Raw genomic sequence first — 12,761 nt, forward strand, 5'->3', positions numbered from 1 at the left:
CGAGGGAACCGGCGGCTCGTGGCTTCGGGCGGTGCGGCTGCGCCGGTTAGCATCTGGCCCGGCTAGTGGCGTACTGCCGATCACCGCCCGCTTCCGGAGCCACGCCGCCGGACGTGGGGGTCAAGGTCCTGCGGGGCCCGCTCCTTTCCGTTCTGCGTTCCGTCGTGATCTACGGCAGTCGTACGAGCCGGAGTCGGGGGCGTGGCCCGGCCCGGCAGAGGAGTACGTCATGCCGAAGAACCAGTCCACTGCCGCGCAGTCCGCCCGCCGGGCGAGCCGCAGCGGGGTCAAGTACACCGAAGCTCTGCGCCGCGCGACGACCAGCGATATGCCGCACGCCCCGCACGTCCTGCGGTTCCTGGCGGAGCGCTCGGGGAACCTCTACCACCTGGTCGGTGGGATCGCGGCGGCCTGGGCGCACAGCGGGCAGCGGGTGCTGCTCCTCGAGGAAGCCGAGGACTACTGGCGCTGGACCATGCGGCCCCGCAGCCGTGGGCGCCGCAAGAAGGAGATCGAGCCGGCCATCCCGCCGGAGCCGACGACCAGCACGCTGTGGTCCTCGCCGGACGGCCCCGGCCTCCTGACCCGCCACACCTGCATGTGGGAAACCCGCCACCCCGCTGAGGAGTACAACCGCGGCTTTCCCCGCACCGACCGCAGCCCACTCGCGGCGGCGGTGGCCGACTTCTTCGACGCCTACGACGTGATCGTCCTCGTGCCGAAGCACTGGTCCTACCCCGACCGCGAGAACGCGACGGCGCACGTCATTCTCGGCGAGATCGATATCTTCCCCGACATCGACTGCAGGACCGCGCTACCCGGCCCCGGCGGCGAAGAAAAGGGCGTCCCGCTGAGCCCCGACCAGAGCGCGGCGGTTCTGCGCGAGCGCTGTCTGGGCTTCCTCTTCGGATCCCCGCACCTCCCCATCGCCCTGGACGGGGTGATCTGGCAGTCGAACTGGGAGCTGCCCGTCGACGCGGACTACCTGGCGGGCGTCGACCGGGACATGAACCGTGCCGGGCTGCGCCCCTTGGGCTGGTCGCTCGCCGGGCCCCGGCCCCTCCCGCACAAGCAGCTGCCCGAGCCCAACGAGCTGAAGGACCCTGACTTCGTCCAGCGGTTCCAGCTCATCGCGGAGCGCCTGCGCGCGGCGCTGGACGCCCGCCCCGCCGGCAGGAAGTGACCAGGAACCGGACAGGGGCGACTGCCGGGCACGCGGGAGCGGCACGCAAGGAGAACGCCCGCGCCCCGGGCCGCCCTTCTGGACGGCGTGGAGCGCGGGCGGTCGCGAGGACCTCGGAGGCTTACGCCGGTACGGGGGCCGGTTCCGGGCGCAGCGATGCGAGCGGAGAGCGCCGGCCCTTCTCCACGGTGCGCAGCTGCTCCCAGTCGACCTCGGGGTGTTCGGCGGGCACCGCGTCGACGGAGGCCGTGGTGTAGAGCGCGACGTCGACGGCTCCGGCCCGGCTGGTGCCGAAGCGGACCTCGATCGACTGAGGGGAGCGGACCCATCCGAGCCGGACCATGTGGTCGAAGTCGGCGCGGCGGACCCGGAGGCGGGCGGCCGCCTGCTCGGGTCCGAGCGGGGTGTCGGCGGCGACCAGGTCCGCCAGGTCCTCGCGGCGGCAGACCTCCGCAACCTGGTCGGGGTGGTGCAGCGTTCCGTCCGGGTTCGCGCTGAGGTCGACCAGGAGGCCGCGGTCGACGAACCGGCGCACCACGAACGCCGTCACGCTCGCCCGCTCGCCGTACGTGGTCGGGTTCGGGGTGCCGAGCGCGTCGGCGATCCGGTCGGCCGCTGCGCCGCCGGAGATCGGCGGGGTGGGCATCGCGGCCCGGATGGCGTCGGCGTCCAGCGCCTCCACGGCGGCCCGGGACCACTGGTGGGACGACGCGTCCGGGGCGGGGATGAGGCCGGTGTGTCGGGCCCACCGGAAGGCGGCTGCGGGCACCTTCAGGCGCTTGGCGGCCTGTCCCGCGTCGTACTCGGTTCGTCGCATGAGATCACCTCTCGCTCGTTCGCCGGAAGCGGCGGACAGAACATGACAGAACACATGAAAATCTGTCAAGACTCCTCGAAAACAGGCAAGTTGAACGCGCTCCGCTAGGACTGCGCCCGCGTACGCGAAGGGAAATCACCCGTCCGGATGGCACGGTGGTGGTCCGCCGATCCGCGGTATTGACCGGGCGCGCAGGGCGCGGGACGGTCGTCACGCAACTACGCGCAACCAGCTCGCTTCGGAGGGGATCATGGCGTTACTTTTCTTCGGCACGGACCCGAACTCGGGCGGAGGGAACTGCCCGGCGATATGGGTGGACACCGACACCGCCCAGGGCCCGGAACTGGTTCTGCAGGGCAAGTTCGCCGACGCGGCGACCCGGGCCACCTGCAGTCAGGACAGTCCGCCCGCAGACGACGAAGGGATCGTCCGGATCCCGCTCAGCATGGTGGAGCAGATCAGGAGGGCGTGCGATGCCGCAGAGGCCGCCGGCACCCAGCTTTGAGGACCTGCTCGACTCCGCCCAGGCCCACGCCCTGCACCTGGAACTCCGCGACGTCTACGCCGTGGGGGAGGAACGCGAGGTCTTTGAGGCCTTCCTGCGGGACGGGAGCGTGCCCGCGGACGACTCGGAGTACTGGAGCGGGTGGCTGCCCCTGGTGGAACGGACCGTCGCCCGGGGGGTGAAGGTCCGCCGGGCCCGGATCGTGTCCGAGCCCGTCACCGACTACATCCGCTTCGAGCACGCCATCACCGACGCCAACTGCCGCGCCGGCGAACAGGTCCGCTGGCTGCCCCGCCGCCGCGCCTCCCCCCTCGCCCTGCCCGGCAACGACTTCTGGCTCATCGACGACCGCCTCGTGCGCTGGAACCTGTTCTCCGGAGACGGCGAGGCCCTCGAGCCCGACCACACCGACGACCCGCAGGCCATCAAGCTGTGCGTGGAGGCGTTCCGCGCGGTGTGGGACCTGGCCACCGACCACGCCGACTACCGCATCTGACCGACGCACAACCCAAGGGCCGCCATCTCATGACGACCGCCTCCCCCTCGTCCAGCGCTCAGGCGGCCCGCGAGGCGCTCGCCGTCCGGCTCACGCACCTGCGCAAGGACGCCGGCCTCACCGGTAAGGAACTCTCCGCCCGGTGCGGCTGGCACCCCGCCAAGACCACCCGCATCCAAAAGGGCGCGGCCGCGCCCTCCGACAGCGACATCCGCACCTGGTGCGCGGCGTGCGGCGCCGACGACCAGGCCGACGACCTCATCGCCACCGCCCGCGCGGTCGACTCGATGTACATGGAGTGGCGCCGCCTGCACCAGGGCGGCATGCGACAGGTCCAGGAGGACTGGCTCGCCCTCCATGAGCAGACCCGTCACTGCCGGGTCTACCTGTCCAACGTGCCGCCCGGCTTTCTCCAGACGCCGGCGTTCGCGACCGCCCTGATGAACCAGATCACCCGCTTCCAGGGCACCCCCGACGACGTCGCCGAAGCCGTCGCCGCCCGCGTCGCCCGCTCCCGGTTCCTCTACGAAGGCGGCCACCGCTACGTCGTCCTCATGGAGGAGTCCGTCCTGCGCTTCCGCACCGCCGACCCGGAGACGATGCGCGGGCAGCTGCGCCACCTCCTGGCCGTGATGCCGCTCGCGTCCGTCTCGCTGGGGATCATCCCGTTCACCGCGCAGCGCACCGTGTGGCCGCTGGAAGCCTTCTACGTCCACGACGACACCATGGCCGTGGTGGAGACGCTGACGGCGGAGATCAAGGTGACGCAGCCGCGCGAGCTCGCCGACTACGTCAGGGCGTTCGCCGGCCTCGCGGAGATGGCCGTCTACGGCGACGCCGCCCGCGCCCTCATCGAGGCCGCGATCGACGCCCTGGAGTGAACTTCCGCAATTCTCCGCAACTTCGTTGGGCGCGCGGACCACAGGTGCGTAGCGTCGACGGCACCGACGGACCACCAGCCGGAAAGGCGGGTCTCCATGCGCGCAACCACGGACACCACCGCCCCGGCCCGGGAGGGCCGCGGCCTCCAGTCGCCCGCCTACGGCGTCCCCTCACCGGCCCTGCTGGCTCGCGCGGACCGCGGCTTCGCCCGGTTCCTCGGCCGGCACAACGAGGACCAGGACGACGGAGCCAGCGGCGGCGAGGACCCCCAGCGGTGACCGCCGGCCACCCGCACACGACACTCCCGGCATCGAGGCCCGCCATGCACACCAGCGCCCACACGGTCCTGCACGACCCCGACGGTCTGATCGAAGCCGGGCTCCCGCTCGATCGCGAGCCGTACGAGTGCCTCGTCAAGGCCGTCCTCGCGTGGACCGGCCAGAACACCCTCACCGCCCGCGACTTGGAGCAGATCGCCCTCCAGCTCACCGGCCACGCCCGCGCGGTCGCCTCCGACGTCCGCCGCCGCGCCGACCAGCTGCCCAAGGACAGCGGACCCAAGGCGCTCGCCGACGTCGTCCTGCGCGAGGCGGAAGGCCGGCTGTCCGTGCCGATCGAGGGCGCCGTGCGCTGCGTCCAGAACCGCGCCCGTCTCGTGCGCGCCCTCTACGAGCGCCTGGACCGCCTGGAGGCCGCGCGCCCCCAGGCCGGGTGACCACCCTCCGTACCCGGTGCGACCACGGGCCCGGGTGCGGAGGGCTGCACCCTCAGCAGGACTACGCGTGCGCCGGTTCCGGGCGCAGCGAGGCGAGCGGCGAGCGCCGACCCTTCTCCACCGCGCGCAGTTGCTCCCAGTCGACCTCGGGGTGGGCGGGGACGATCGCGTCGACGGACGCCGTGGTGTAGAGCGCGACATCGACGGCCCCGCTGGCTGGTGCCGAAGCCGACCTCGATCGACTGCGGTGAGCGGACCCAGCCGAGCCGGACCATGTGGTCGAAGTCGGCACAACGGACCCGAAGGCGGGCGGCGGCCTGCTCAGGCCCGAGCGGGGTATCGGCGGCGATCAGGTCCGCCAGGTCCTTGCGTCGGCAGACCTCCGCGACCTGACCGGGGTGGTCGTCCTGTCCGAATTCGCGTTCAGGTCGACGAGCAGGCCCCGCTCGACGAACCGGCGCAGCACGAACGCCGTCACGTTCGTCTTCTCCCCGGCGCGGCGCACCGTCCTTTTGGCTGCTGCACGGAAGTTGAGCCACAGCCGGGAGTCGTGAACAAAGCCAACGCGGTCTCGCCACGGGCTGAGCCTGTTGCACTGTGACGATGCGCGCTGCATGCTGCTGCGAAGCGCCTCAGTTCCTGATGAGAGGCTCGTAGGGGTGACCCTCCAGGGTGAGAACGAAGTCCCTTCCCACCCGAACGGCTACCTCCCGCAAGCGGGCCAAGGCGTCCGCCTGCCCCGGAAGGTCGAAGCCCTCATGCTGCAGGTTCCCAATCCGGCTCATCTTCCCCGGTTGACACCAAATCGCAAACGTCTACCTTCATCTGCCCCGGTCGATTCAGGTCATCAGACACGCGGACCACCTGAACATACAACTGATCCCCCTTGTTGACCTGATTGGTTTCGAACCGCTCACGCAGGCCCGGAGTCATCTTCCGGATGTGCAGCATCGCAGGTCGGGGCAGGCTGGGGTGATTATCGAGATTCACCAGGAGGAAACCCTTGTCGAGCCGGACGTCGTGAACCGTGGCCGTCATGCGCTCCTGCTCTGCAGGGTAAGAATTCCGCTCCGGAAGGGGTGCGGTTGCCGCTGCTTCGACTCGACGCACATCGATTCGGTGCAGATTCCGGTCCACCTTCGTGATCACGATAGTGACTTCGTTGTCCCGCTGGAGTTCCTCTCCCGGGTGCACCGTGAAACGAGATTTTCCGCCTCCGGGTAGGTCAACGAACGCGTCGCGGCCGACCACATTGTTTACCCTTGCCTGCACTTCGCTGTGTACTGGGTATGCCTTTTCCCAGGCGTCCCAGGGGTCATCTTCAATTTCTTTCTGAGAGAAGATGTAGACGTCGTCGCGCATGAGGAAGGCACCCCTCAGCTGCCCGCCGACTTGGAACCGTTTACCCTTCGGCATCCCCTGGGCGGGCAGCACTTCGGTGTAGCTGACGTCATCGCGGAAAAGCTCAGCAGACCGGTCCGTCTTGTTGATGTCCCGGACGCGAACACGGTCTTCGAATACAGCTTCCACTTGGGCGACCGTGCTGACTAGCGGGTTGCGGGGCGTGAGATCCATCTCCCGCAAAGGCTGCTTCCGCAATCGTTCAATTTCTGCGAACAGTTGCTCGACGAGCTCTCCGGTTCCCCTGGGAGTGAAATCGTACACGATAGGCCGAAGGCCTCGAAGGTTGGTCGGAATGTCGTCTTCGCTCTGCGCGAGTACGATCATGCGCTTGTGCAAGCACATGGCCCAACCAGCTTCAAGTGCTACGGACTCTGACGCTGCGGAGAAGTCGACCACCACGATGCCGGCTCGATCGATCCCTTCCCAAGCCACAGTCGATACAAGCTCGGCACCTGGTCTCTCGTCGGCGCGCTGAGGCTTCAGTCCTGCCTTAACTAGGGGTCGTTTGATCTGGTACTCGTAGAGCTCGTTGAAGTTGTACTTCACGTTGGGGTCGCCTTGGCGCAGGGGCTTCAGCCCGTACGGCATGGCGAAGAAGATCATGGAGTCATCCACGGGTTCGGACGAGCGAGTAGGTCGCAACACAGCCGACATCGGATCTGAGTACCCCCCGGCTTGACTAGGCTTTACAAGCCAATCTAACGCTAAGTCACCAGTGGGCGGAGGCTTTCGTAGTGACTCGCGTCGCCTACGTCAACCTCCGTACGTTGTCGTGGCGTGGGGCATGCCGCAGGGACGTTGCCTGTAGTCGATCTGCCCGGTTGATCACGTGATTCCGAGGGCTGTCAGAGGTCGTTGTGGTTCGCGGGAGGTGTAGCGGCAGTCGGCGGCCATGTTGGTGTGGTCGTCCTGGCGAAGCACGCTGATGGAGAGGTTGCGCAGGGTGGCCATCACGCGGGGCAGGCTGCCGGTGCAGGTGGCTCAGGCGAGTCCAGGACGCAGGCGGTGCTGGAGGAGATTACCGCGGACCTGCGCGCAGCGGTGGCGCAGGCGGGTCTGCCCGGGGCGGAGACGGCGGCTTTCCTCGAAGGAGAGAGATAGTCGCGGTTGTCGGTATTGAGGTTGGCTGGTGCAGCCAACGTCGGCGTTGTCCTGGCGGAGACCCGGGCCCCCATCCCCCGCCGACCGTAGGGAAGACCACCGCACCCCTGTGCTGTGGCGCACGAGAGCCCGGGCCCGTAGGGCGGGCCCGGGCCTCGGTGTGGCGGGGAGCGGTCAGCTGAAGTTGCCCAACATCAGCGAGCGCCCTACTTACCTGCTCATCTGGCGCGCTGCTCTACGGATGGCCTCCGCGTACGGCGCGTCAAAGGCGCGGGTTGCCGGGTCGAGGTCGTCGTAGGGGATCAGTGCTTCGTGAGTGCTGTTCACTGTCTGCATCCATGCGGACCAGGCGTCGTGGACATCCTCGTTGGTCACCTCCGCCCCCTTGGCCTTCAGCAGGACTGCGTACATGCGGAACAGGGCTGCCGAATCTTCAGGAGGTTCAGCGTCCGGGGGAAGGCAGGCGCGGATCAGGTCGGCGAGAGGATCGAGGTAGGTCACGCCGTCAGTGTGCCCACAAGCAGGAGCAGATGCGCCGCGACGAACACCAGGGGCACGACGCGTTCAGACGTACCCAGCTCGGCGTAGCGCTTGCGCCAGCCGGAGATTGGGTCCCGACGCAGGGCCTCCCACTCGTCTGCGAAGATCTTGACTGGGAGGCGTTCCTCGATCTTGTTGATGCCTTGGAACTTCGCCGTGTTGAGGTCCCGGTAGCTGCGGAGCTGCAGCCACCAGGTCCCCGACAGTGTCACTCCTGCCAGGGCCACGGCCGTTGCTGCCCACCAGGGGGACTCGGCGAGTTTCGGGAATCCAAAGCCTACGAGGCCGATGAACGCGGTCTGGACGGACAGGAAGAAGGCGTTGGCAGTTCCTCTGCGTGCGGAGACGCGGTCGGCCATCTCGACGGCGAGCTTGTAGAGCTCGAGGGTTTCCGCCCGCTCATTCGGTGGAGGAGGGGTTGTCACCGACCGCCTCCGACGAGGGTCTTGAGGTTCTCCCATGTCCACTTGTAGACCTTGTCGGTGGTCTTCGCTGACGTCGGCTTCTTGCCAGTCGAGCCGGCGTACCCGTTCAGGAGGAAGTAGTCGATGTTCTCCTCCTGGGCGATCTTGAGCTCGATGGCCACACCAACGGCCTTGTCGGTGTGGTCGCCGCAGAGGACGATGACGATGTCCGACGCCCTGATCCTCATGCGCGCCTTGTCTTTCCAGTCCGGAGACGCCTCCTTGATCGACCAGTCATGGATCTCGAAGGGCGAGTCAGGGTTCTTGGCCTGTCCGATCAGGAAATCTTTGAGGGTCTTGTCGTAGTCGTAGTCGAAACTAACGAAGACGCGCTTCGGCATCAGTGAGTCCTTACTTCAGTGCAGGTACGTCTGCGCATCGTAAGATCAGGCACTGACAGCGATCACTGGATATTCGGATTTGCGGTGCTCACGCTTACACCGCGACCTGGTGACCGGCGTCGTCCTGGCGGAGGCCTGGGTCACCGTCCCGCGTCGCCCGTAGCGACTACCGCCCCGCCGCGCTGTGACGTACGAGACCCCGTGCCCTGTCGACGGGCCCGGGGTCTCGTGCGGCGGCGGGGGAGCGGTCAGAAGTCGTCTCCGTAGCCCTCCCGCTCGGAGGGTGGCCCGAACCGCTTGATGGACCAGCAGGTGCAGTTCCCGCCCTCGTACAGCTCCTTGTCACACTCCTCGTGGTGCTCCCGCACCGGCCGCTTCTTCGGGTCCGCCGGCGGCGCGGGCTGCGCCGGGGCGACCTCGATGGCCGGCACCACGCCCGCCCACTCCATGCCCAGCGCGGCGAGGGCGGTGCGCTGCTCCGTGGTGAGCTTGTCCCGCCTCGACTTGGTGTTCGAGAGCCATACCCCCAGCTTCACCGGCACCGGACCCGCCTCGCCGTCGACCGCAACCTCCACGACCGCGCCGCGCGGGACGGACCGCTGTCCCTCCTTCTCCACCCACTGCGCCAGGGCTGCCAGGCCCCGCTGGAACGCCGCCTCGGCCTTGCTCCCTGCCTTCTTCGGCCCCTTGAGGGCGGCCGCCAGCGCCGGACGGAGCTCCGCCGGGGCGGCGGCCGTCACGGGGAGGGTGGCGCCTTGTACGCCCAGGGCGGTCAGCCGCTCCCGCTGCTCGGGCAGGAGCTGCGCCCAGGTGCCCGGCTCCTGCTGCCGCCACCGCCACTTTCCGATGTCGTCGCCCTCGAAGGTGACGCCCGGCGCGATGTAGGGCAGGTGGCCGTCGGCGTCGACCAGATCGGCGAGCACCCGGTAGTGGCGCTGCCAGTTGAGCGGCCAGGGGCAGTTCCAGTCCGGGTCGATCGCGGCCAGCTGCTTCGCGCGCTCCTCCGCCCGCTTCGGGTCCTTCCCGAGACCGCCCTTCCGGCGCAGGTTGGCCATGTACTGCCCGATGGGCACCATCGCCTCGCCTTCGCCCCACACGGCGTTCTGGCGCGGAGCGAGGTGCCCGGTGGCCCGGTGGTAGGACCGGAGCGCGGCGAGCTTGTTCTCCCACGCCTCCTCGCCCGGCTCCCAGACCATCCCGGCCTCTGGCAAGTCGAGCAGCGTCTTGCGCCGCTCTTCCAGCTCCCCGGCCCGCAGCGCCTTCCGCTGCTGGTGCACCCATCGGCCAAGCGGAAAGTCCTTGGTGACGCCGACCTCGACCTCGACGTCGTAGGGAACGGCGTAGAGGCCGGTGATCTCGTTCTCTGCCCGCCACCGCAGCAGGGCCTGGTAGCCCTCCAGCCAGACCAGGGACTCGGGCCGGTAGACCCGGGTGCGCAGGAACGCCGCGATGGTCGCCGCGTCCCGGGGAGAGGAGAAGTGGAGCAGCGCGGCTTCGGCGGCAGCCTGCGTGTCGTCGTCCTCCTGGTCCTCGCCGTCACCCTCCCCGCCGGCCCCGACGATCCGCCCGTCCTCGTCACGCCGGACGTGGACCTTGCGCTTCCCGCTCGTGAGCGCGCGGGAAGCGAGCTGCTCGACGAGTCGTTCATCATGCGAGCGCAGGCCCTGGAGGACCGCGACAAGGGGGCGGAAACTGGCGCTGGCGACCATGTCGGTCGGGTCCTCGTTCGGCTCCAGGAACACCGGCACGATGATCCTGGCCACCTTCGTGCTGCCGTCCTTGTTGAGCCGGAGCGCCCGGCCGATGTTCTGCACGATCTCCACCTGCGAGCCGCGGGTGTCCGCGAAGCAGATCGAGTCGACTCCCCGCTCGCCCGTGATGTCCACGCCCTCACCGAGCACGCGAACGCTGGCGAGGAAGGCGCGGTGCACCCGGCGCCCGGCCGCGTCGATGCCGTTGGCGAACTGGCGGATCTTCTCGCGCCGCTCGGCGACGGTGTGGTCGCCGCACAGCCACGCCGACCACACCCGGTCCGGCGGGACGTGACGGCCGGCCTCCAGCTCGTAGAACTCCGCGTCGATGGAGGACTTCGGCAGCTTGTCGGCGGCGGCCAGGTCGTCGTCCGTGGCGTCGTTGACGTACAGCTCGGCTGCGGTCTCCGGGAGCTTCTCCGCGAAGGCGGCGGCCTCCTCCACCTTCTGGTGGAACGTCATGGTGGTGTGGAGGTTGTGCGCGGCGGCGTGCTCCAGGAGCGCGGTCTGCAGGAGTGCCAGGCGTCGGCCCCGCCGTGCCTCCTCCGACTCCCCCAGAACGGGGGAGGGGTCGCGGATCTCCAGCACGTCGATCTCGAACCCGGCGAGGATCTCCCGCTCGATCGCTTCCGACAGCCCGAGCTCCGCGATCCACGCGCCGTAGGTCCCGTTCGGGTCGTCGGCCATGGTCGCGATCTCCGCCTCCTGGCCGTCCGCGCCCTTCTGGGGGCGGGCCGCGGCGAGGATGCGCGGGGTCGCGGTCAGGTACAGCCGGAAGTCCGCGGGGATCCGCTGGTTGTCGTGGATTGCCGCCCACGGACGGCCAAGATCACCAGCGGTTCCGTGTGCCTCATCCACGATGGCGAGGTCAAAGCCGTCCATGCGCTGGCCGTAGAGGCGCTCTCCGCCCGCCAGAGCGGCCTCCAGCGGCCCGCGAACCTTCCGCTGGCCCACGGGAGCGTCGATGTCCTCGCGGTCCACGAGAGAGGCGTACGTGGCGAACACGACGACCGGCCCGTGCCCGGCCCACAGGGCGAGCTGGATCGGGTTGGTGGTCGTGCGCACCCCGAGCGCGCCCAGGACCGCGTCGTTCTCCAGCGAGCACACCGCGACCATCGGCGCCCGGTGGCCCACCAGGCGCCACGCCTGGGCGGTCTGGGCGAGCAGGTCCAGGGTCGGCACGGTCACGAGGATCCGGCCGTCCGCGAACGCTTCCAGCGCGCACGCGGCGGCCGTGATCGTCTTGCCCGAGCCGGTCGCTGACACGATCGTGGCACGGGCACCCTGCGGGGGCACAGATGACCTTGCAGGGAATCCCACCCACCTGCGAAACGCGGAGCGCTGATCTACCTGGTGTTCCTTGAGCTGAATCGCTGACATTTCCATGCCCTCCCCGAGCGCTGAATTCCTGTGGTCTTTCAGAGGGCCGCGTGCGGAATGCCGTCCGCGCCCAGGTCGTTCCAGATCGACGCATCCGCCTTGTGCCAGCCGCCGGGCTTTCCGTCCTTGAACGGCGGCTTGTCGTCCACGTCGTAGTGCCCGGCATCGAGCGTGCAGACGATGACGTCCCCGTCGCTGTTCCTCGTCCGCGCCGTGCACAGACCGCCGGCCTCGCCCAGCGCCTCCAGCACCCGACGCCGCGCCGTGGTGTGCGGGTGGGTGCGCGGCAGCACGGACTCCCGGACGAACTTCTCCAGCCTCACCAGGTCCGCCCGCTCACGCTGCCTCACGTCCGCGATGTGTACGGCCAGTTCAGCAGCCCCGGCCGACCGGCCGCCGCGCCGGGACCACTCCCGGTCCGCGATACCCACCAGGGCCTCGCTCACGGCCCTGACGCCGTCATCCCAGCCGTCAGCGAACAGCGAGCCCCGAGAGACCGGCGCCATGCCGTCCAACTCCACCACCTGGCACTGCGCCCCGGCGACCGCCCCGGCCTCCAGTGCGCCCACCAGGTCGTCCGCCTCGCCCGCAGGAACGCCCTGCGCCTCCAGGAGCGCGAACACCTTCAACCGGGCGTTGACGCCTGCCGTCTGATACTGGCTCACCCGGCGCAGAGAATCGCTGCTCAGCGCGGGGTTGGGTCCGGTAGATTCGTGGTGACCGGTCATCTGCGGTCGTTCCTCTCGGAATTCCGGGGAGGTTCCCGGGTGGTTGGGGGTGTCCCGTGTTTCCGCCAACGGTACATGCTGCATCAACCCGATGCACGCGGTACACTGGAACCCACACGAACGAGCGACCCCCACCCCAGCAGCCAGCCCGGCCCGCGCCAGCGGGCCCCAACGGTTCTGGAGGCGCAGCCGGAAGGACCGTCAGGCGGGGGAGCGCAGCGGACCCGCCGGGAGCGCCCCGCGCTCCCCCCAACTCCCGTACTGGAGGCCCCACTAGCCGCACCCTACCCAACCCGATCGGCCCGGCCGCGCACCGCGCGGCCCGCCGGGCGCGCAGCGGCCGGCCCCACCGGTCCCTGGAGCGCAGCGGAGGGGACCGCCCTCGCATCGCGAGGGCCAGCGGGAGCGCAGCGACCGCCCCGCTTGCACATCGCGCAGACCCACGCCCTCGGCT

The 12,761-nt window shown here is 69.3% G+C and carries 15 protein-coding genes; 7 read left to right on the forward strand and 8 right to left on the reverse strand.

The genetic code is table 11. The annotated features are described in order from the left end of the window. The first annotated feature begins 229 nt into the window (after positions 1–229). The gene (locus ACIQR3_RS33820) at positions 230–1,183 is read left to right on the forward strand and encodes a hypothetical protein (RefSeq protein WP_403544793.1); all 954 of its coding nucleotides are present in this window, start codon (positions 230–232) and stop codon (positions 1,181–1,183) included. A 121-nt stretch (positions 1,184–1,304) separates the two neighbouring features. Here the strand turns inward: ACIQR3_RS33820 and ACIQR3_RS33825 are convergent, their stop codons facing one another. Next, complete coding sequence (locus tag ACIQR3_RS33825; protein WP_403544795.1) at positions 1,305–2,000, reverse strand: hypothetical protein; 696 nt, start codon at positions 1,998–2,000, stop codon at positions 1,305–1,307. 313 nt (positions 2,001–2,313) lie between these two features. Here ACIQR3_RS33825 and ACIQR3_RS33830 point away from each other — a divergent pair, with 313 nt between their 5' ends. The 6 genes from ACIQR3_RS33830 (at position 2,314) to ACIQR3_RS33855 (ending at position 5,152) form a co-directional block, all read left to right on the forward strand. Then, positions 2,314–2,505 (forward strand): hypothetical protein, encoded by a 192-nt coding sequence (locus tag ACIQR3_RS33830; RefSeq protein WP_366768845.1) that lies wholly within the window; start codon positions 2,314–2,316, stop codon positions 2,503–2,505. After that, a complete protein-coding gene (locus ACIQR3_RS33835) occupies positions 2,474–3,001 on the forward strand; it encodes a DUF6879 family protein (RefSeq protein WP_403544797.1) in 528 nt (175 codons plus the stop codon). Before ACIQR3_RS33830 ends, ACIQR3_RS33835 begins: the two co-directional genes overlap by 32 nt. A gap of 29 nt (positions 3,002–3,030) precedes the next feature. Further along, the gene (locus ACIQR3_RS33840) at positions 3,031–3,882 is read left to right on the forward strand and encodes a helix-turn-helix domain-containing protein (RefSeq protein WP_403544799.1); all 852 of its coding nucleotides are present in this window, start codon (positions 3,031–3,033) and stop codon (positions 3,880–3,882) included. 96 nt (positions 3,883–3,978) lie between these two features. Next, a complete protein-coding gene (locus tag ACIQR3_RS33845; protein ID WP_403544801.1) occupies positions 3,979–4,161 on the forward strand; it encodes a hypothetical protein in 183 nt (60 codons plus the stop codon). Between the two features lie 44 nt (positions 4,162–4,205). After that, on the forward strand, positions 4,206–4,598 hold the full coding sequence (locus ACIQR3_RS33850) for a DUF6415 family natural product biosynthesis protein (protein WP_403544803.1): 393 nt from the start codon (positions 4,206–4,208) through the stop codon (positions 4,596–4,598). 275 nt (positions 4,599–4,873) lie between these two features. Continuing rightward, positions 4,874–5,152 carry a hypothetical protein gene (locus tag ACIQR3_RS33855; protein ID WP_403544804.1) on the forward strand — a complete coding sequence of 93 codons (279 nt, stop codon included), beginning with the start codon at positions 4,874–4,876 and terminating at the stop codon, positions 5,150–5,152. Between the two features lie 202 nt (positions 5,153–5,354). On the opposite strand, the gene ACIQR3_RS33860 is transcribed toward ACIQR3_RS33855, so the two are convergent. The 7 genes from ACIQR3_RS33860 to ACIQR3_RS33890 form a co-directional block, all read right to left on the reverse strand. After that, positions 5,355–6,605, reverse strand: a complete 1,251-nt coding sequence (locus ACIQR3_RS33860; RefSeq protein ID WP_403544806.1) for a hypothetical protein — start codon at positions 6,603–6,605, stop codon at positions 5,355–5,357. Positions 6,606–6,827: 222 nt separating this feature from the next. Continuing rightward, positions 6,828–6,956, reverse strand: a complete 129-nt coding sequence (locus tag ACIQR3_RS33865) for a hypothetical protein (RefSeq protein WP_403544808.1) — start codon at positions 6,954–6,956, stop codon at positions 6,828–6,830. A 357-nt stretch (positions 6,957–7,313) separates the two neighbouring features. After that, positions 7,314–7,604: a hypothetical protein gene (locus ACIQR3_RS33870; protein WP_403544810.1), complete on the reverse strand. Its 291-nt coding sequence runs from the start codon at positions 7,602–7,604 to the stop codon at positions 7,314–7,316. After that, positions 7,601–8,068 carry a hypothetical protein gene (locus tag ACIQR3_RS33875; protein WP_403544811.1) on the reverse strand — a complete coding sequence of 156 codons (468 nt, stop codon included), beginning with the start codon at positions 8,066–8,068 and terminating at the stop codon, positions 7,601–7,603. The genes ACIQR3_RS33870 and ACIQR3_RS33875 overlap by 4 nt, the downstream gene beginning before the upstream one ends. Continuing rightward, a complete protein-coding gene (locus ACIQR3_RS33880; RefSeq protein ID WP_403544813.1) occupies positions 8,065–8,448 on the reverse strand; it encodes a TIR domain-containing protein in 384 nt (127 codons plus the stop codon). Before ACIQR3_RS33880 ends, ACIQR3_RS33875 begins: the two co-directional genes overlap by 4 nt. A 248-nt stretch (positions 8,449–8,696) precedes the next feature. Beyond that, complete coding sequence (locus ACIQR3_RS33885) at positions 8,697–11,579, reverse strand: Helicase associated domain protein (protein ID WP_403544814.1); 2,883 nt, start codon at positions 11,577–11,579, stop codon at positions 8,697–8,699. Positions 11,580–11,617: 38 nt separating this feature from the next. Next, on the reverse strand, positions 11,618–12,244 hold the full coding sequence (locus ACIQR3_RS33890; RefSeq protein WP_403544816.1) for a hypothetical protein: 627 nt from the start codon (positions 12,242–12,244) through the stop codon (positions 11,618–11,620). Between the last annotated feature and the right edge of the window lie 517 nt (positions 12,245–12,761).

Source organism: Streptomyces sp. NPDC090994, assembly GCF_044768905.1.
In the GTDB taxonomy this organism is placed as follows: domain Bacteria; phylum Actinomycetota; class Actinomycetes; order Streptomycetales; family Streptomycetaceae; genus Streptomyces.

Bases quoted from the DNA above. Each gene is read 5' to 3' on its own strand.
- ACIQR3_RS33820 (WP_403544793.1), top strand. From the start codon at position 230: ATGCCGAAGAACCAGTCCACTGCCGCGCAGTCCGCCCGCCGGGCGAGC.
- ACIQR3_RS33825 (WP_403544795.1), bottom strand. From the start codon at position 2,000: ATGCGACGAACCGAGTACGACGCGGGACAGGCCGCCAAGCGCCTGAAG.
- ACIQR3_RS33835 (WP_403544797.1), top strand. From the start codon at position 2,474: ATGCCGCAGAGGCCGCCGGCACCCAGCTTTGAGGACCTGCTCGACTCC.
- ACIQR3_RS33840 (WP_403544799.1), top strand. From the start codon at position 3,031: ATGACGACCGCCTCCCCCTCGTCCAGCGCTCAGGCGGCCCGCGAGGCG.
- ACIQR3_RS33845 (WP_403544801.1), top strand. From the start codon at position 3,979: ATGCGCGCAACCACGGACACCACCGCCCCGGCCCGGGAGGGCCGCGGC.
- ACIQR3_RS33850 (WP_403544803.1), top strand. From the start codon at position 4,206: ATGCACACCAGCGCCCACACGGTCCTGCACGACCCCGACGGTCTGATC.
- ACIQR3_RS33860 (WP_403544806.1), bottom strand. From the start codon at position 6,605: ATGATCTTCTTCGCCATGCCGTACGGGCTGAAGCCCCTGCGCCAAGGC.
- ACIQR3_RS33880 (WP_403544813.1), bottom strand. From the start codon at position 8,448: ATGCCGAAGCGCGTCTTCGTTAGTTTCGACTACGACTACGACAAGACC.
- ACIQR3_RS33885 (WP_403544814.1), bottom strand. From the start codon at position 11,579: ATGTCAGCGATTCAGCTCAAGGAACACCAGGTAGATCAGCGCTCCGCG.